This is a genomic window from Streptomyces sp. CB02400 (assembly GCF_001905725.1).
GTDB classification, from domain to species: domain Bacteria; phylum Actinomycetota; class Actinomycetes; order Streptomycetales; family Streptomycetaceae; genus Streptomyces; species Streptomyces atrovirens.
Genome location: NZ_LIWB01000010.1, coordinates 278,699 through 296,554, shown reverse-complemented (window position 1 = coordinate 296,554; position 17,856 = coordinate 278,699). Strand labels below are relative to the sequence as shown.

The 17,856-nt window shown below is 72.2% G+C and carries 18 protein-coding genes and 1 pseudogene; 14 read left to right on the top strand and 5 right to left on the bottom strand.

Going from position 1 to position 17,856, the window contains the following annotated elements:
• Positions 1 to 272: 272 nt before the first annotated feature.
• Positions 273 to 1,406 carry an ATP-grasp domain-containing protein gene (locus AMK33_RS24505; protein ID WP_073935105.1) on the bottom strand — a complete coding sequence of 378 codons (1,134 nt, stop codon included), beginning with the start codon at positions 1,404 to 1,406 and terminating at the stop codon, positions 273 to 275.
• A 240-nt stretch (positions 1,407 to 1,646) separates the two neighbouring features.
• Between AMK33_RS24505 and AMK33_RS24500 the strand changes: the two genes are divergently transcribed.
• Together AMK33_RS24500 and AMK33_RS24495 are read left to right on the top strand one after the other, a co-directional pair.
• Positions 1,647 to 2,504, top strand: coding sequence for a metallophosphoesterase family protein (locus AMK33_RS24500; RefSeq protein ID WP_073935104.1), 858 nt, complete (start codon positions 1,647 to 1,649; stop codon positions 2,502 to 2,504).
• Positions 2,501 to 3,178 carry a 4'-phosphopantetheinyl transferase family protein gene (locus AMK33_RS24495; RefSeq protein ID WP_073935103.1) on the top strand — a complete coding sequence of 226 codons (678 nt, stop codon included), beginning with the start codon at positions 2,501 to 2,503 and terminating at the stop codon, positions 3,176 to 3,178. Before AMK33_RS24500 ends, AMK33_RS24495 begins: the two co-directional genes overlap by 4 nt.
• A gap of 14 nt (positions 3,179 to 3,192) precedes the next feature.
• Here AMK33_RS24495 and AMK33_RS24490 read toward each other — a convergent pair whose 3' ends face one another.
• The 3 genes and pseudogenes from AMK33_RS24490 to AMK33_RS24485 form a co-directional block, all read right to left on the bottom strand.
• Complete coding sequence (locus AMK33_RS24490) at positions 3,193 to 3,429, bottom strand: hypothetical protein (RefSeq protein WP_073935102.1); 237 nt, start codon at positions 3,427 to 3,429, stop codon at positions 3,193 to 3,195.
• 403 nt (positions 3,430 to 3,832) lie between these two features.
• Positions 3,833 to 4,012: pseudogene (locus tag AMK33_RS45225) on the bottom strand (toxin-antitoxin system, toxin component); the annotation flags it as partial.
• A 36-nt stretch (positions 4,013 to 4,048) separates the two neighbouring features.
• Positions 4,049 to 4,705, bottom strand: coding sequence for a helix-turn-helix domain-containing protein (locus tag AMK33_RS24485; RefSeq protein WP_073935101.1), 657 nt, complete (start codon positions 4,703 to 4,705; stop codon positions 4,049 to 4,051).
• Positions 4,706 to 4,928: 223 nt separating this feature from the next.
• On the opposite strand from AMK33_RS24485, the gene AMK33_RS24480 reads away from it, so the two are divergent.
• From AMK33_RS24480 to AMK33_RS24425, 12 genes are all read left to right on the top strand, one after another.
• Positions 4,929 to 5,588 (top strand): MmyB family transcriptional regulator, encoded by a 660-nt coding sequence (locus AMK33_RS24480; RefSeq protein WP_073935100.1) that lies wholly within the window; start codon positions 4,929 to 4,931, stop codon positions 5,586 to 5,588.
• Between the two features lie 65 nt (positions 5,589 to 5,653).
• Positions 5,654 to 6,817, top strand: a complete 1,164-nt coding sequence (locus AMK33_RS24475) for an NAD(P)/FAD-dependent oxidoreductase (RefSeq protein WP_073935099.1) — start codon at positions 5,654 to 5,656, stop codon at positions 6,815 to 6,817.
• The gene (locus tag AMK33_RS24470) at positions 6,814 to 7,113 is read left to right on the top strand and encodes a (2Fe-2S)-binding protein (protein WP_073935098.1); all 300 of its coding nucleotides are present in this window, start codon (positions 6,814 to 6,816) and stop codon (positions 7,111 to 7,113) included. Before AMK33_RS24475 ends, AMK33_RS24470 begins: the two co-directional genes overlap by 4 nt.
• On the top strand, positions 7,103 to 8,482 hold the full coding sequence (locus tag AMK33_RS24465; protein WP_073935097.1) for an FAD-dependent oxidoreductase: 1,380 nt from the start codon (positions 7,103 to 7,105) through the stop codon (positions 8,480 to 8,482). Before AMK33_RS24470 ends, AMK33_RS24465 begins: the two co-directional genes overlap by 11 nt.
• Positions 8,479 to 9,369: a dihydrodipicolinate synthase family protein gene (locus AMK33_RS24460; RefSeq protein WP_073935096.1), complete on the top strand. Its 891-nt coding sequence runs from the start codon at positions 8,479 to 8,481 to the stop codon at positions 9,367 to 9,369. The genes AMK33_RS24465 and AMK33_RS24460 overlap by 4 nt, the downstream gene beginning before the upstream one ends.
• A 12-nt stretch (positions 9,370 to 9,381) precedes the next feature.
• Positions 9,382 to 10,383, top strand: a complete 1,002-nt coding sequence (locus tag AMK33_RS24455; RefSeq protein ID WP_073935095.1) for a proline racemase family protein — start codon at positions 9,382 to 9,384, stop codon at positions 10,381 to 10,383.
• The gene (locus AMK33_RS24450; protein ID WP_073935094.1) at positions 10,380 to 11,039 is read left to right on the top strand and encodes a GntR family transcriptional regulator; all 660 of its coding nucleotides are present in this window, start codon (positions 10,380 to 10,382) and stop codon (positions 11,037 to 11,039) included. The genes AMK33_RS24455 and AMK33_RS24450 overlap by 4 nt, the downstream gene beginning before the upstream one ends.
• 57 nt (positions 11,040 to 11,096) lie before the next feature.
• Positions 11,097 to 12,095: a LacI family DNA-binding transcriptional regulator gene (locus tag AMK33_RS24445; protein ID WP_201263072.1), complete on the top strand. Its 999-nt coding sequence runs from the start codon at positions 11,097 to 11,099 to the stop codon at positions 12,093 to 12,095.
• 136 nt (positions 12,096 to 12,231) lie between these two features.
• Positions 12,232 to 13,572, top strand: coding sequence for an ABC transporter substrate-binding protein (locus AMK33_RS24440; RefSeq protein ID WP_073935093.1), 1,341 nt, complete (start codon positions 12,232 to 12,234; stop codon positions 13,570 to 13,572).
• Between the two features lie 3 nt (positions 13,573 to 13,575).
• On the top strand, positions 13,576 to 14,529 hold the full coding sequence (locus AMK33_RS24435; protein ID WP_073935092.1) for a carbohydrate ABC transporter permease: 954 nt from the start codon (positions 13,576 to 13,578) through the stop codon (positions 14,527 to 14,529).
• Positions 14,526 to 15,392 (top strand): carbohydrate ABC transporter permease, encoded by an 867-nt coding sequence (locus AMK33_RS24430; protein ID WP_073935091.1) that lies wholly within the window; start codon positions 14,526 to 14,528, stop codon positions 15,390 to 15,392. The genes AMK33_RS24435 and AMK33_RS24430 overlap by 4 nt, the downstream gene beginning before the upstream one ends.
• A 37-nt stretch (positions 15,393 to 15,429) precedes the next feature.
• The gene (locus tag AMK33_RS24425; protein ID WP_073935090.1) at positions 15,430 to 17,013 is read left to right on the top strand and encodes a glycoside hydrolase family 13 protein; all 1,584 of its coding nucleotides are present in this window, start codon (positions 15,430 to 15,432) and stop codon (positions 17,011 to 17,013) included.
• 28 nt (positions 17,014 to 17,041) lie between these two features.
• Here the strand turns inward: AMK33_RS24425 and AMK33_RS24420 are convergent, their stop codons facing one another.
• Complete coding sequence (locus AMK33_RS24420; RefSeq protein WP_073935089.1) at positions 17,042 to 17,845, bottom strand: ABC transporter ATP-binding protein; 804 nt, start codon at positions 17,843 to 17,845, stop codon at positions 17,042 to 17,044.
• Positions 17,846 to 17,856: the final 11 nt, after the last annotated feature.

Genomic DNA, 17,856 nt, shown 5'->3' with positions numbered 1-17,856 from the left:
ACCACGGCCAGACACCCCGACGGTCCGGCTGGTCGAGCCGACCAGAGCCACTTCAACCAGCCGGAAAACAACCTAAATCACCGGTATTGGGCCTAGCCGGCACGGCACACGGCTTCGGGCCGGCCGGTCGCCCCCCGTGACAGCGGCCGACCGACCCGAGCCCCCCGTTCCCCCGTGCTTCCCCCCGGCGGCTTCCCCAAGTCGCCTTCACCATCAAGAGCACGGGGCCCGGCCCCTGATACACCCCCGGTGGAAATTCCCCGAAAAAATTTCTACGTGCGCGCCCCGGTCGCCGTCCGCGGCTCCACGGACGCGGCCGGAGCCGGTACGACCCCCAGCGCGGGCGCGGGCGCGGGCACGTCGGCACGCTGCTGCGGCAGCGTCACCGGCAGCAGCGGACGCGGACCCGACACCACCGTGTAGTCCTGGCCCAGGAACGGCGGCGCCAGCTCGCCCGGGTCCTCGCCGAGCGCCAGCCGCACGGCGGCCCACGGGGCGTTCACCCCGCACAGCGACAACTGGTGCAGCCCACCCGCCGGCCGGGTGTTGACGTCCATGAGCACGGGCCGCTCGCCCAGCATCCGGAACTGGATGTTGGACAGATAATGCAGTCCGAAGCCCTCCGCGATCCGCCGGGCCGGCTCCAGCCACTGCTCGTGCAGCGTGAAGCCTCTGCGCCGGCCGTTCTTGGTGCGCCCCACCGCCAGTCGGATCCGGTTGTCGGCGCCGGTGAGACAGTCCACCGACACCTCGGGCTGCTCCAGCCGGGGCATCACCAGCCAGTCCACCGGCTCGTCGGCCTCCCGCAGGGCGTCCAGCACCAGACCGAGCGGCACGTACGGGCTCGGGAAGCCGCTCAGCTGGGTGAGCGAGAAGGGCGCGCGGGTGATCACGCGGAAGCCCACCCCGCCCGCGCCGGACGCGGGCTTGAAACAGGCCCGGTGTCCGCCCGCCTCCAACTCGTCGACCGCTGCGACGAGTTCGCCCGCACTACGGACCCGCCACCACGGCGGCACGGGCACCCCGATCGCCTGGACCGCCTCATAGGCGATCACCTTGTCGTGGAACACGGCCACCGCCTCGGGCGGCGGCGCAAGGAGCGCCGTACCGACCGCCTCGAACTCGGCGCGGTGCGCGACGATCGCCGCCTGGTGCAGCCGGGGCACGAACACGTCGATGCCGCGCCGCTCGCACTGGGCGAGCGCGTACTCGACGTACGCCGCCGGGGACAGCCCCTCGGGCTCGAGTTCGGCGGTGTCGGCGGCGGCCAGCACGGGGGAGTCGGGGTCGCCGTGGGTGGCGTGGATCTCGACGGCCCGGTCGCCGGGATTTCTCCGCAGCTGATCCATGAAGAACACGTTCTCCGCGTACGTGCGGTTGAGCCAGACGCGTACGCGAGAGATCATGCAGGCCGCCTTCCGGGGCTCGCGGGCAGGGCTCAGTGGCCCGTTGCCCGGGCAGGAGTATGGAGGGTCACCGAACCGCCCTGTGCGAAGGACGTTTCACGACGGTGGTGATGGGGCAGATCATAGGGCTTCGACAGCCGTTCCCGTACCACACACGGGTGACGGGTCGTGCTTGTTCCGGCGGCACGGATGTGATCTCGTTCGTGAGGGCGTGTGTGACGGCTGGAGGGGAGACGGGTGATGTCGGGGACAGACGGCGGCGGACAGCTGTGGGCCATCAGCGACCTGCACATCGGCTACGCCGAGAACCGTGCCCTGGTCGACGGCATGCGGCCCGAGTCGGACAAGGACTGGCTGCTCGTGGCCGGTGACGTCGCGGAGACCGTGGAGGACATCCGCTGGGCCATCAAGACCCTGGCCGGCCGGTTCGCCAAGGTCGTCTGGGTGCCCGGCAACCACGAACTGTGGACCCATCCGAGCGACCCGGTCACACTGCGCGGCGTCGCCCGCTACGACCATCTGGTCGAACAGTGCCGCGACCTCGGGGTGATCACACCCGAGGACCCCTACCCCGTCTGGGACGGCCCCGGCGGCCCGGTCGTCGTCGCACCGCTGTTCCTGCTGTACGACTACTCGTTCCTGCCGTCCGGGTGCGCCACCAAGGACGAGGGACTGGAGTACGCGCACGGCACCGGGGTCGTCTGCACCGACGAGCGGCTGCTGCACCCCGACCCGTACCCGACCCGGGAGGCCTGGTGCCGGGCCCGGGTCGACGAGACCGGGCGCCGGCTGGCCGAGGTGCCGGACGGACTGCCGCTCGTCCTGGTCAACCACTGGCCGCTGCACCGCCATCCGACGGACGTCCTGTGGTACCCCGAGTTCGCCATGTGGTGCGGCACCGTGCTCACCGACGACTGGCACCGGCGGTTCCCCGTCCACACCATGGTCTACGGCCATCTGCACATCCCCCGGACCACCTGGCAGGACGGCGTCCGCTTCGAGGAGGTGTCGGTGGGCTATCCGCGCGAATGGCGCAAGCGGGAACAGCCGCCGGGGCGGCTGCGCCGGATCGTGCCGGGGGAGGACGAGGGACGATGATCGAAGAACTGCTGCCGCAGACGGTGGTCACCGTCGAGGCCCACGGCGACGAGGGCGTCGACGCTCCGCTGTATCCCGAGGAGGAGGCGCTGATGGCGCGCGCCGTCCTCAAGCGCCGCCGGGAGTTCACCGCCGTACGTTCCTGCGCCCGCCGCGCCATGGACAAGCTGGGCGTGCCCGCGCAGCCGGTGCTGCCCGGTGAGCGGGGCGCCCCCGTCTGGCCCGACGGGCTGGCCGGCAGCATGACCCACTGCCCGGGCTACTGCGCCGCCGCCCTGGTGCGCACCGCCGACCTGGCGTCCCTCGGCATCGACGCGGAGCCCCACGCTCCGCTGCCCGAGGGCGTCCTGTCCTCCGTGGCGCTGCCGCGGGAGGCGACGCGGATCGGCGAGCTGGCCGAGGAGCTGCCCGCCGTGCACTGGGACCGGCTGCTGTTCAGCGCCAAGGAGTCCGTCTACAAGGCGTGGTTCCCGCTCACCGGGAAGTGGCTGGACTTCATGGAGGCCGACCTCGACCTCTTCGCCGACCCCGGCGACCACACCCGCGGCGGCTTCCGGGCCACCCTCCTCGTCCCCGGCCCGCGCGTGGGCACCCGAGTGGTCGACCACTTCACCGGCCGCTGGATCACCGAGAAGGACCTGGTCGCGACGGCGATCGCCGTCCCGCACAGCTGAGCGGGCCACCCCTTCTACGGCTCGGGGTGCCAGTCGCGCAGCATCCGGAAGAACACCTCCTCGTTGCCGGCCAGGCCCGCCCGGGCCAGGGCGGTCTCCGCCTCGGCGAGCACGGAGGGCGGCACCATCGGGGGCCCGACGGGCCCCGGCGGGCCCGACTGGGTGTCGAGGGCGGCGCGCACCGTGTGCAGCAGCCGTAGATAGGCCTGGACGGCGGTGCGCTCGCGGTCGGTCAGTACGGCGGTGGACATCGCTCGGCTCTCCCCGTGTCGAGATCGGTCACACATCGCCTCCAGCTTGCCGCCCACCACTGACAATCGGATCCCACCGGGGTCCGGTTCGCCCGCCCGGCGGGCACGCACGCCGGGGCGTACCCGCCCGACCCTGCGGCCCCGAGCACCCCGACGACGCCTCGCTCCCGTCCCGCCGGCCGTTCCTGCCTTGCCGGCTGTTCCCGTCCTGCCGGCCGCTCCGTCCCGTCGGCTGTACCCGCCGCACCGGCCCGCGCGGTGACGAACCGGCAGGCCGGGTGCGGCATCTGCCGGGCGGTGGCAGGCCGGAGGACTCGGTTTCCTTCTCCTCGGCGAGCCCGAATCGGGTGCGTACGGCGCTCTTCGGGACGGTCGTCCGCGGTGGCCGTCCCGCATGTGCCGGCTCGTGACCCAGGATCACCGACCGGTGGCCCGGCACCGTGCGTTCCTCGATCACGACGAGATCCCGGCCCGCCTTGCCGGGCCACAGCCCGCTCGCCGTCCCGGACGGGAGGACCGCCGTACGGAACAGCACGGGCCGGCCGCGGCGCCTGCCCACCGCCTCGCGCGGAGCCGCGTGCAGATCGGCCGGCCGAGCCGGGAAGCGTCGGCTCCGTCGTCAGGCCCTGGGCCGCTGGACGCTCTCCAGGAGCATGTCCAGCCACTCCGCGACCTTGTCGCGGTGCTGGTCGGTGGGCAGTTGGGCGGCCCGCCAGGCGATCCCGCGCACCCCGTGGTCCTGCAGCAGCCGCTCCAGCGGGTCGTCGGCCGGTGCCGCCGCCGCCCGCTCACGGTCCGCGAGTTTCTGCAGCAGCTCCTGCTCGGTGTGCTGGAGCGCGCCCGCGAGCGCCTCGGGGTCCTCGGCGGTGAGGAAACCGGCGTGCACCCGGAAGAACCGCTGGATGGCGTCGCAGTGCTCCATGGTCGGACGCCGGTCGCCGTTGATCAGCGCGCCGGCCTGCTGCCGGGACATGCCCGCGCCGTCGGCGATCTCCTGCTGGGTGTACTTGCGGCCGTTCGGCTTCAGCCGGGTGCGGCGCAGCAGGTCCAGCCGCTGCACGAACCGCGCCTGCACATCGGGCTCGCCCGCGGGCCGGCCGCTCAGCAGCGCCTTGACCACGGACTCGGGAACACCGGAGGCGGCGGACAGCCGGCCGATGTCGAAGACCTCGGTGTGCGCCACGCCGAGCCGGTCGGCGAGTGCGGTGACGCGGGCGACGACGGCCGGCAGCGCGGTCGTCGGCGTGGCGCCCGGACCCTCGAAGCCACCCGTCACCGAAAGATCTCCTACGTCTCTCACAGGCTTCTCACAAGCGATTGCCGTGAACTTCACGGAGACTAGCCGTTGCCTCGAACCCACATCCAGGTCTCGCCACAACTGTGGCCAATTTCAGCCGTCAACCGACATGAAATGCCACGATAGTTGACACGCCTCGCGTGCGGGCAGCAGGATCGGGGCGCCGCGTCAGGGCCGCACAGGCAAGAGGGGTGACCTCCCGATGGCACATCAGGCAGGAGGGCAGCGGCCGGTACCGCGGCCCGTCCCCGGGACTCCCGAGGCCCAGGCCTATCTGCAGGACTACGCCGTCCTCCTGGAGGCGGTCCCCTTCCCCTCCCTGGTGGTCGACCACCGCTGGGACGTGCTGCTCACCAACACCGCTTTCCGGTCGCTTTTCCAGGATGTCGAGCCGCACCCCACGGCTCTGCCCGGCGACAACTTCCTCCGGTTCGTCCTCTTCCACCCGGACGCGGCCACGGTGCTCGGCGACCACGAGTCGAGCTGGTGCCTGCCGATGCTGGCCCACTTCGCCGAGGCCGTCGAACGGTACGGCCACGACCACGGCCTGGGGGCCATCCGCCGCGACATCGCCCAGGACCCCATCATGGAAGCCGCCTACCGGCACGGACTGCCGCACTGGCTGCGGGCCGTCGGCGAGCAGGCCGCCGAACACGACGGCGCCGTACGGCCGTTGCTGCACCCCGACCCGCGCTGGGGCGCCACGGACTGCCGGATCGTCACGGAGACGACCCCGACCCTCCAGGACATGGACTGCACCCGGCTGACGCTCGTCCTGCGCGAGGCGCGCCGCGCCCCGTCCGGGGAGCGCGGGTACCGCCGCGCCGCCTCCCACCTGAGAGTGGTCCGTTCCGCCGACTGAAGCGGCCCGTCGCCGACGACGTCCGCCCTCTTCCCCACAGCAGTGCTGTGTGACATATTACTGGCGTGAGCGAGCCGCTGACCTGCGATGTCGTGGTGGTGGGCGCCGGGATGACGGGCGCCGCCTGCGCCCTGTACGCGGCCCGGGCGGGCCTCGCCGTGACCGTGGTGGACCGGGGCCCCGTGGCCGGCGGCACGACCGGCGCGGGCGAGGGGAACCTCCTCGTCTCCGACAAGGCGCCCGGCCCCGAACTCGAACTCGCCCTGCTGTCCAACCGGTTGTGGGCACAGGTGGCACAGGAACTGGGCAGGCCGGTCGAGTACGAGGCCAAGGGCGGACTCGTCGTCGCCGAGAACCCCGAAACGCTCGACGGGCTGCGGAGGTTCGCGGACACCCAGCGGGCCGCCGGGGTGACGGCCGACCCCGTCCCCGCCGACCGGCTCCACGACCTGGAACCGCGTCTGGCGCCCGGCCTCGCGGGCGGTGTGCGCTATCCGCAGGACGCCCAGGTGATGCCCGCCCTCGCCGCCGCCCACCTCCTGCGCGCCTCCGGGGCCCGGCTGCTCACCGGCCGCGAGGTGACCCGCGTCCTGCGCACCGCCGACGGCGCGGTGCGCGGGGTGCGCACGGACCGCGGCGACCTGCACGCCCCCGCCGTGGTCAACGCGGCCGGCACCTGGGGCGGCGAACTGGCGGCCCGCGCCGGGGTGTCCCTGCCCGTCCTGCCCCGACGCGGCTTCGTCCTGGTCACCGAGCCACTGCCGCCCCGTGTCCGGCACAAGGTGTACGCCGCCGACTACGTCGCCGACGTCGCCAGCGACTCGGCGGCACTGCAGACCTCCCCCGTGGTGGAGGGAACGGCCGCCGGACCGGTGCTCATCGGCGCCAGCCGGGAACGGGTCGGCTTCGACCGGTCCCTGTCCCTCCCGGCGGTGCGGGCCCTGGCGGCGGGGGCGACCCGCCTGTTCCCCTTCCTGTCCGGCGTACGGGCCCTGCGCGCGTACGCCGGCTTCCGGCCGTATCTGCCCGACCACCTCCCCGCGATCGGCCCCGACCCCCGGGCGCCCGGACTGTTCCACGCGTGCGGCCACGAGGGCGCGGGCATCGGACTGGCCACCGGCACCGGCCTGCTGATCGCCCAGGCCCTGACCGGTGGGACACCGGAACTGGACCTCACCCCGTTCCGGCCCGACCGCTTCCCCCGTACGACGAAGGAGGCCGAGCAGTGAATCCACTGGAACTCGCCGGGGCGGGGCCCGGACCCGCCTTCGAGGTCACCTTCGACGGACGGCGGATCGAGGCGCTGCCCGGCCGGACGGTCGCCGCCGCGCTGTGGGCCGCGGGCGTCACCTCGTGGCGCACCACCCGGGGCGGCGGACGCCCCCGCGGGGTGTTCTGCGGGATCGGGGTGTGCTTCGACTGCCTGGTCACCGTGAACGACCGCCCCAACCAGCGGGCCTGTCTGGTCCCGGCCCGGCCCGGCGACGTGATCCGCAGCCAGGAGGGGACGGGCCGTGCGGACTGACCTCGCGGTGATCGGCGCGGGACCGGCGGGACTCGCCGCGGCCCTCGCGGCGGACCGGCGCGGTCTGCGGGTCGCCCTGGTCGACGCGGCTCCGGAACCGGGCGGGCAGTTCTACCGGCAGCCCGCCGCCGGACTCCGCGCGGAACGCCCCCAGGCCCTGCACCACCAGTGGCGCACCTGGGTCGGGCTGCGGGACCGGCTCGCCACGAGCTCCGTGCGGGTGCTGAGCGAGCACCATGTGTGGTGCGTGGAGCGGACACCCGACGGACCGGCCGTGCACGCGCTGCTCGGACCGGAGCAGGAGAAGCCGGCCGAGGTGCGCGCCACCGCCGTACTGCTGGCCACCGGCGGATACGAGACCGTGCTGCCCTTCCCCGGCTGGACCCTCCCCGGAGTCGTCACCGCGGGCGGCGCCCAGGCGATGCTCAAGGGCGGGCTCGTCGTACCGGGCCGGACCGCCGTCGTGGCCGGGACCGGGCCGCTGCTGCTGCCGGTGGCGACCGGGCTCGCGGCGGCGGGCGTACGAGTCGCCGCGCTGGTGGAGTCCGCGGACCCGGGCCGCCTGCTGCGGCACGCCGGAGCTCTGGCCGGCAAGTTGCCCGAGGGCGCCGGGTACGCGGCCCGGCTGCTGCGCCACCGCGTACCGTTCCTCGCCCGCCACACCGTCGTCCGCGCCCACGGCGACACCCGGCTCACCGGCGTCACCGTCGCCGCCCTGGACGCGCACGGCCGCGTCCGGCCCGGCACCGAACGCCGTCTGCCCTGCGACACCCTCGCGGTGAGCCACGGCATGCTCCCGCACACCGACCTCGCCGAGAGCCTCGGCTGCCGCCTCGACGGACTCACCGTGGCCGTCGACGCGGAACAGCGCACCGACGTACCCGGCGTGTGGGCGGCGGGCGAGGCCACCGGCGTCGGCGGGGCCGCTCTCGCGCTCGCCGAGGGGCACATCGCGGGCCGCTCGATCGCCGCCCGGCTGCGGGGCACCGTGCCCGACCCCGGAGAGTGGGCCCCGGCCGCCAGGGCCCGCGCCCGGATGCGCGGATACGCGGCCGCACTCGACGCCGCCTACGCCCCGCCCGCCCACTGGACCGACCGGGTCACCGACGACACCGTGGTCTGCCGCTGCGAGGAGGTCACGGCGGGCACGGTCCGCGAGGCCCTCGCGCTCGGCGCCGGGGACGCCCGCACGGTCAAGCTGCTCACCCGGGCCGGCATGGGCTGGTGCCAGGGCCGGATGTGCGAACCGGCGGTCGCCGGGCTCGCCGGATGCGAACCCGCCCCGTCCCGGCGGCCGTTCGCCCGGCCGGTGCCGCTGGGCGTACTCGCCGAACAGCACGAACAGCACACCGAGAGAGGACCCTCATGACCGACCACCGTCCCTGGCGCGGCGTCCTCGTCGCCACCGCGCTCCCGCTGAACGACGACCTCTCCGTGAACCACGACCGCTATGCCGAGCACTGCGCCTGGCTCGTGGACAACGGCTGCGACGGCGTCGTACCGAACGGATCCCTCGGCGAGTACCAGGTGCTCACCCCCGAGGAGCGCGCCCGGGTCGTCGAGACGGCCGTCGCCGCGATCGGCGGGGAGCGCGTCATGCCAGGCGTCGCCGCCTACGGATCCGCCGAGGCCCGCCGCTGGACCGAGCAGGCGGCCGAGGCCGGCTGCCGGGCCGTGATGCTGCTGCCGCCCAACGCCTACCGCGCCGACGAGCGCGCCGTCCTCGCCCACTACGCCGAGGTCGCCGCGGCCGGACTCCCGGTCGTCGCCTACAACAACCCCATCGACACCAAGGTCGACCTGGTACCGGAACTGCTCGCCCGGCTGCACGGCGAGGGACACGTGCAGGCCGTCAAGGAGTTCTCCGGGGACGTCCGCCGCGCCTACCGGATCGCCGAACTCGCCCCCGAACTGGACCTGCTGATCGGCGCGGACGACGTCCTGCTGGAGCTCGCCGTCGCCGGTGCCAAGGGCTGGGTGGCCGGTTACCCGAACGCGCTGCCCCGCTCCTGCGTGGAGCTGTACCGCGCCGCCACCGGCGGCGACCTCGACACCGCGCTGCCGCTCTACCGGCAACTGCACCCTCTGCTCCGCTGGGACTCACGGGTGGAGTTCGTGCAGGCGATCAAGCTGTCCATGGACCTCGTCGGGCGCCACGGCGGCACCTGCCGCCCACCCCGAGGCCCGCTGGAACCCGGTCAGGAGGCGGCCGTCCGCGCGGCCACCGAGAAGGCCGTCGCGGCCGGACTCGCGTAGGGAGGGACGGACATGCGCAGCAAGCTCGTCCTGCACGCCGTCGACTCGCACACCGAGGGCATGCCGACCCGGGTGATCACCGGCGGCATCGGCGCCATCCCGGGCGCGACGATGAACGAACGACGCCTGTACTTCCGTGAACACCGCGACGACATCAAGCAGTTGCTGATGAACGAGCCGCGCGGGCACTCCGCGATGAGCGGCGCGATCCTCCAGCCGCCGACCCGGCCCGACTGCGACTGGGGTGTCGTCTACATCGAGGTCTCCGGCTACCTCCCGATGTGCGGGCACGGCACGATCGGCGTCGCGACCGTGCTCGTCGAGACCGGCATGGTCGAGGTCGTCGAACCGGTCACCACCATCCGCCTGGACACCCCCGCCGGGGTCGTCGTCGCCGAGGTGGCGGTCGAGGACGGCGCCGCCACCGCCGTGACCCTGCGCAACGTGCCGTCCTTCGCCGTCGCCCTCGACCGGAAGGCCACCCTGCCCGACGGACGGACGGTGACCTACGACCTCGCCTTCGGCGGCAACTTCTACGCCATCCTGCCGCTGGACCGGCTCGGGCTGCCCTACGACCGGTCCCGCAAGGACGACATCCTCGCGGCCGGCCTGTCCCTGATGGAGGCGATCAACGCCGAGGGGGAACCCGTCCACCCCGAGGACCCGTCCATCCACGGCTGTCACCATGTGCAGGTGACCGCTCCCGACGCCACCGCCCGCCACTCCCGGCACGCCATGGTGATCCACCCCGGCTGGTTCGACCGCTCGCCCTGCGGCACCGGCACCAGCGCCCGCATGGCCCAGCTCCACGCGCGCGGCGAACTCCCGCTGCACACCGAGTTCGTGAACGAGTCCTTCATCGGCACCCGGTTCACCGGCCGGCTGCTCGGCACCACCGAGGTGGCCGGCCGTCCGGCGGTGCTGCCCAGCTTCACCGGCCGGGCCTGGATCACGGGCACCGCCCAGTACCTGCTGGACCCGCGCGACCCCTTCCCGGCGGGGTTCGTCCTGTGAACACCGCCCTCTCCGACCTGGGTGGCCGCAGGCCCAGCTACCGCGAACGGGTCGCGGACGCGCTGCGGGCCGCGCTGATCGCCGGGGAGCTGCGCCCCGGCGAGGTGTACTCGGCCCCCGGCCTCGCCGCCCGCTTCGGTGTCTCCGCCACCCCCGTGCGCGAGGCCATGCTCGACCTCGCCAAGGAGGGGCTGGTCGACACCGTGCCCAACAAGGGCTTCCGGGTCACCGCCGTCTCCGACCGGCAGCTCGACGAGTACACCCACATCCGCGCACTCATCGAGATCCCGACGACGGCCGGGCTGGCCGCCACCGCGGACCCGGTGGCGCTCCAGGCGCTGCGTCCGGTCGCCGAGGAGATCGTCACCGCCGCCGCGGCCGGTGACCTCATCGCGTACATCGAGGCCGACCAGCGCTTCCACCTCGGGCTGCTGGCGCTCGCCGGCAACGGCCACCTGGTCGAGGTGGTCCGGGACCTGCGACAGCGCGCACGGCTGTACGGGCTGACCGCGCTGGTGGAGCAGGGACGGCTGGAGGCGTCGGCCGAGGAGCACCTGGAGCTGCTCGACGCGCTGCTCGCCCGGGACACGGAGGCCGTACGGGCCGTGATGACCCGCCACCTCGGACATGTCCGAGGGCTCTGGGCGGCGCCTTGACAACAAATTTGCGCGGAAACGCAAGCCGCTTGCGTTTCTTGCGCTACTCTTGCGTGCATGACGCGACGACTTGCTGTGGTGGCGAAGAAGGTCGGGGTCAGCGAGGCCACGGTCAGCCGGGTGCTCAACGGCAAGCCCGGAGTCTCCGAGGCCACCCGGCAGGCCGTGCTCTCCGCCCTGGACGTGCTCGGCTACGAGCGGCCCACCCAGCTGCGCGGTGAGCGCGCCCGGCTGGTCGGCCTGGTCCTGCCCGAGCTGCAGAACCCGATCTTCCCGGCCTTCGCGGAGGTCATCGGCGGTGCGCTGGCCCAGCTCGGTCTCACGCCGGTGCTGTGCACCCAGACGCGGGGCGGTGTCTCCGAGGCGGACTACGTGGACCTGCTGCTCCAGCAGCAGGTGTCCGGTGTCGTGTTCGCCGGCGGGCTGTACGCCCAGGCCGACGCGCCCCACGACCACTACCGGCGGCTCGCCGAGCGCAACATTCCGGTCGTCCTCGTCAACGCGGCCATCGAACACCTCGGCTTCCCCGCCGTGTCGTGCGACGACGCCGTGGCCGTGGAGCAGGCCTGGCGGCATCTGGCCTCGCTCGGGCACGAGCGCATCGGGCTGGTGCTCGGCCCCGGCGACCACATGCCCTCGGCCCGCAAACTGGCCGCCGCCCGCGCGGTCGCCGGCGAGGTGCCCGAAGAGCATGTCGCCCGCGCCATGTTCTCCATCGAGGGCGGACACGCCGCCGCCTCCCGGCTCATCGAGCGGGGCGTCACCGGCTTCATCTGCGCCAGCGACCCCCTCGCCCTCGGTGTCGTACGGGCCGCCCGCCGCAAGGGACTCGACGTGCCCGGACGGATATCCGTCGTCGGATACGACGACTCGGCGCTGATGAACTGCACCGAGCCCCCGCTCACCACCGTCCGGCAGCCCATCGAGGCCATGGGCAAGGCGGTGGTGGAACTGCTGAACGCGCAGATCAGCGGCAGTGTGGTGGCCCCCGAGGAGCTGCTGTTCGAACCCGAGCTGGTGGTGCGGGGGTCGACCGCCCAGGCTCCCCGTTCCTGAGATCCACTCCGCTGTCGAATAATTTCAAATTCTGCGCGACATCTTGCGGGCCGATGTCGTCGGTGCTTGAGTGTGCCCCGCCCACCGCTCCTGTTCCGAGGGGTTCACTCGCTCCTGTCCCTTAAGGGGTCCACCGATGAGAAACACCGGGATCCGTCGTACCCTCGTCGCGCTAGGCGTCGGCGCGCTCGCGCTCACCGCCTGCGGCGCGGACGACGAAGCCGCCGGCGGCAAGACCCGCATCACCGTCAACTGCATGCCGCCCAAGAGCGCCAAGGTCGACCGGCAGTTCTTCGAGGAGGACATCGCCGCCTTCGAGAAGAAGAACCCGGACATCGACGTCGTCCCGCACGACGCGTTCCCCTGCCAGGACCCGAAGACGTTCGACGCCAAACTCGCCGGCGGGCAGATGGAGGACGTCTTCTACACGTACTTCACCGACGCACGGCACGTCGTCGACATCGATCAGGCGGCCGATCTCACCCCGTACGTCAAGGAGTTGAAGAGCTACGACACCATCCAGCAGCAACTGCGGGACATCTACACCGTCGACGGCAAGGTCTACGGCATCCCGCGCACCGGCTACTCGATGGGCCTGATCTACAACCGGGAACTCTTCGAGAAGGCCGGCCTCGACCCGGACCGGCCGCCCACCACCTGGGACGAGGTCCGCGACGCCGCCAAGAAGATCGCCGCACTCGGCGACGGCACCGTCGGCTACGCCGACTACAGCGCCCAGAACCAGGGCGGCTGGCACTTCACCGCCGAGCTCTACTCCCAGGGCGGCGACGTGGTGAGCGCCGACGGCAAGAAGGCCACCATCGACACCCCCGAGGGCCACGCCGTGCTCCAGACCCTCCACGACATGCGCTGGAAGGACGAGTCGATGGGCAGCAAGCAACTGCTCGTCATCAACGACGTCCAGCAGATGATGGGCGCCGGCAAGCTCGGCATGTACCTCGCCGCCCCCGACAACATCCCGATCCTCGTCAAGGAGAAGGGCGCCGAGTACGAGAACATCGCCCTCGCCCCCATGCCCGGCGGCGAAGGCACCCTCATCGGCGGCGACGGCTACATGTTCAACAAGAACGCCTCACCCGAGCAGATCCGCGCCGGTCTCAAGTGGCTCGACCACATGTTCCTCACCCCCGGCGACGGCTTCCTCGGCGACTACGCCCGCGCCAAGAAGAACGACGCCCCGGTCGGCCTGCCCGAGCCCCGTCTGTTCACCGGCGCCGCCGACACCAAGGACCAGCAGGTCAAGAAGGCCAACGCCAATGTCCCGGTGGAGAACTACCAGGCATTCCTCGACGGCAACCAGCAACTGGAGATGAAGATCGAGCCGCCGCACGCCCAGCAGCTCTACTCCGTCCTCGACAGTGTCGTCTCCGCCGTCCTCACCAAGGAGGACGCGGACATCGACCGGCTCCTGAAGGACGCCTCCGGCAAGATCGACGGCATCCTGGCCCGGAGCTGACCGGTGACGAAGACGGTTGAACGGCCGGCCACGGCCGTGCGGGTCCGTCCGGTGAAGGCGCCGTCCCCGGCAGGGGACCGGAGACGGCGCCGCCTCACCGACCATCTGCGCGCCCACGGCTTCCTCCTCGGCGGACTCGTCTGCTTCGCCCTGTTCTCCTGGTACCCGGCGATCCGCGCCGTCGTGATCGCCTTCCAGAAGTACACGCCGGGCTCCGACCCCGAATGGGTCGGCACCGCCAACTTCACCCGGGTCCTGAACGACCCCGAGTTCGGCGCCGCCTGGCGCAACACGCTCACCTTCACCCTGCTCGCCCTGCTGATCGGCTTCGCGATCCCCTTCGTCCTGGCCCTCGTGCTCAACGAACTGAGGCACGCCAAAGCCTTCTTCCGGGTCGTCGTCTATCTCCCGGTGATGATCCCGCCGGTGGTCAGCGCCCTGCTGTGGAAGTGGTTCTACGACCCCGGCGCCGGCCTCGCCAACGAGGCACTGCGCTTCCTCCACCTGCCCACCTCGAACTGGTCCAACGGCGCCGACACCGCCCTGGTCTCCCTGGTCATCGTCGCCACCTGGGCCAACATGGGCGGCACCGTCCTCATCTACCTCGCCGCCCTGCAGTCCATCCCCGGCGAGCTGTACGAGGCCGCCGAGCTGGACGGCGCGAACCTCCTCCAGCGCATCCGCCATGTGACGATCCCGCAGACCAGGTTCGTCATCCTCATGCTGATGCTGCTCCAGATCATCGCCACCATGCAGGTGTTCACCGAACCCTTCGTGATCACCGGCGGCGGCCCCGAGAACGCGACCGTGACCGTCCTCTACCTCATCTACAAGTACGCCTTCCTCTACAACGACTTCGGCGGCGCCTGCGCGCTGAGCGTGATGCTCCTCGCCCTGCTCGGCGCGTTCTCCGCCGTCTACCTCCGTCTCACCCGCTCCGGAGAGGAGGCCGCATGAGCAGCACCACCCGCACCCTCGTCTCGCCGGCGGTGCTGGCCCGCCCGCGCGGCAGGGCCGTCTACTGGACCGTGTTCACCGGCATCGTCGTGCTGTTCGCGCTCGCCTTCCTCTTCCCCGTCTACTGGATGGCGAGCGGCGCGATGAAGTCACCCGACGAGGTGGCCCGCACCCCGCCCACCCTCCTCCCGGAGAGCTGGAGCACCAGCGGGTACACCGACGCCTGGGAGCTGATGGAGCTGCCCACGCACCTGTGGAACACGGTGGTGCAGGCGGCCGGCGCCTGGCTGTTCCAACTGGTGTTCTGCACGGCCGCCGCCTACGCCCTGTCCAAGCTCCGGCCCGCCTTCGGCAAGCTGATCCTCGGCGGCATCCTCGCCACGCTGATGGTCCCGGCGCAGGCCCTGGTCGTACCGAAGTACCTGACCGTGGCCGACCTCGGCCTCCTCAACGACCCCCTCGCCATCTGGCTGCCGGCCGTCGCCAACGCCTTCAACCTCTACCTGCTCAAGCGGTTCTTCGACCAACTGCCCAGGGACGTGCTCGAGGCCGCGGAGATGGACGGCGCGGGGAAGCTGCGCACCCTGTGGTCGATCGTGCTGCCCATGTCGCGTCCGGTGCTCGGCGTGGTGTCGATCTTCGCCCTGGTCGCCGTGTGGCAGGACTTCCTGTGGCCGCTCATGGTCTTCTCCGACACCGGCAAACAGCCGATCAGCGTGGCCCTCGTGCAGCTGTCGCAGAACATCCAGCTGACCGTGCTCATCGCCGCGATGGTGATCGCCAGCATCCCCATGGTCGCGCTGTTCCTCGTCTTCCAGCGGCACATCATCGCCGGAATCAGCGCGGGCAGCACCAAGGGCTGACGCCGGAAACCCCTTACAGAAGAGAAAGGCACGCACCGTGGGACAGCCCACCCCTGCCCTGAACGACGACTGGTGGCGCTCCGCCGTCATCTACCAGGTGTACGTCCGCAGCTTCGCCGACGGTGACGGCGACGGCACCGGCGACCTCGCGGGCGTTCGCGCCAGGCTGCCGTACCTCGCCGAACTCGGTGTGGACGCCCTGTGGTTCAACCCCTGGTACCTGTCCCCGATGAAGGACGGCGGCTACGACGTCGCCGACTACCGGACGATCGACCCTGCCTTCGGCACCCTCGCCGAGGCGGAGAAACTCATCGCCGAGGCCCGGGAACTGGACATCCGCACGATCGTCGACATCGTGCCGAACCATGTCTCCGACCAGCACCCCTGGTTCCGGGCCGCGCTCGCCGGCGGCCCCGAGCGGGAACTGTTCCACTTCCGCCCCGGCCGTGGTGAGCACGGTGAACTCCCGCCGAACGACTGGCGGTCGGAGTTCGGCGGCCCCGCCTGGACCCGGCTGCCGGACGGCGACTGGTACCTCCACCTGTTCGCCCCCGAGCAGCCCGACCTCAACTGGGCGCATCCCGCCGTCCGCCAGGAGCACGAGGACGTCCTGCGCTTCTGGTTCGAACGGGGCGTGGCCGGCGTGCGCATCGACTCGGCCGCACTGCTGGTGAAGGACCCCCGGCTGCCCGACTTCGTCGAGGACCGCGACCCGCACCCCTATGTCGACCGCGACGAACTCCACGACGTCTACCGGGGCTGGCGGGCCGTCGCCGACGAGTACGGTGGCGTCTTCGTCGGCGAGGTCTGGCTCCCCGACACCGAACGCTTCGCCCGCTACCTGCGCCCCGACGAACTGCACACCGCGTTCAACTTCTCCTTCATGACCTGCCCCTGGGACGCGGCACGACTGCGCACCTCCATCGAGGACACCCTCGCCGAACACGCGCCGATCGGCGCCCCCGCCACCTGGGTGCTGTGCAACCACGACGTCACCCGCACGGTCACCCGCTACGGCCGCGCCGACACCGGCTTCGACTTCGCCACCAAGGCCTTCGGCACCCCGACCGACCTCACCCTCGGCACCCGCCGGGCCCGCGCCGCCGCCCTGCTCTCCCTGGCCCTGCCCGGCGCGGTCTACGTCTACCAGGGCGAGGAACTCGGCCTGCCCGAGGCCGACATCCCGCTCGACCGCATCGAGGACCCCATGCACGCCCGCTCCGGGGGCACCGACCCCGGCCGCGACGGGTGCAGGGTGCCGCTGCCGTGGACGGCCGACGCGCCGCACGCCGGGTTCGGCGGCGAACCGTGGCTGCCGCAGCCCGCCGGCTGGGCGTCGTACGCGGCCGACCGGCAGGCGCGGGACCCCGGCTCGATGCTCGCTCTCTACCGCGAGGCGATTCGCCTGCGCCCGGTCCTCGGCGACGGCCCGCTCACCTGGCTCCCCGCCGCCGACGGCGTGCTCGCCTTCACCCGCGCGGACGGCGGCACCCTCTGCGTGGTGAACCTCGCGGACACGCCCGCCACCCTCCCGGCCCACACCGCGCCGCTCCTCGCCAGCGGCCCCCTGGACCCCGAGGGACGACTGCCGAAGGACACCGCGGTCTGGCTGCGCGCCTGAGGCCCCGCCCCGGAACGCCCCGCGTTGTTCAGTGAGGCGGAGGCGTATCCGTCTTGGCCGTGGCGACTCCGCGCTTCGCCGCCTGGATCCGCTCGTACACATGGGTCCGCAGCTCGGCGAAGCGCGGTGCCACGCGGGTGCTCAGCTGGTCCCGTTCGGCGGGCAGATCGACCTTCAGCTGTTCCCGTACGACGGTGGGGGAGGCCGACAGCACGATCACCCGCTCGCCGAGGTACACCGCCTCGTCGATGTCATGGGTGACGAACAGGACCGTGATCCCGCGCTCCCGCCACAACCGTCGTACCAGGTCCTCCAGATCGGCGCGGGTCTGCGCGTCCACCGCCGCGAACGGCTCGTCCATCAGCAGCACCTCCGGCTCGTACGCCAGCGCCCGCGCGATCGCCACCCGCTGCTGCATGCCGCCGGAGAGCTGCCACGGGTACGCCCCGGCCGCGTCCGCGAGGCCCACCGAGGCGAGGGCGTCCGCGACCAGCTCGCGGCGTCGCGCCTTGCCCAGGTCCTTCTGCTTCAGCGGGAGTTCGACGTTCTGGCCGACCCGCATCCACGGGAAGAGGCTGCGCCCGTACTCCTGGAACACGAACGCCATGCCGGGGGGCGGACCGTCCACCTTCCGCCCGGCCAGGAACACCTCGCCGGCCGTCGGTTCGAGCAGCCCGCCCACGCACTTCAGCAGCGTCGTCTTGCCGCAGCCCGACGGGCCGACCAGGCAGACCAGTTCACCGGCCGCCACGGTGAAGGTCAGGTCGCGCACCGCCTCGACGCGCCGCCCCGATCCCTCGTACACCTTCCGCAGACCGCGTACGTCGAGCATGGACCGCCCTT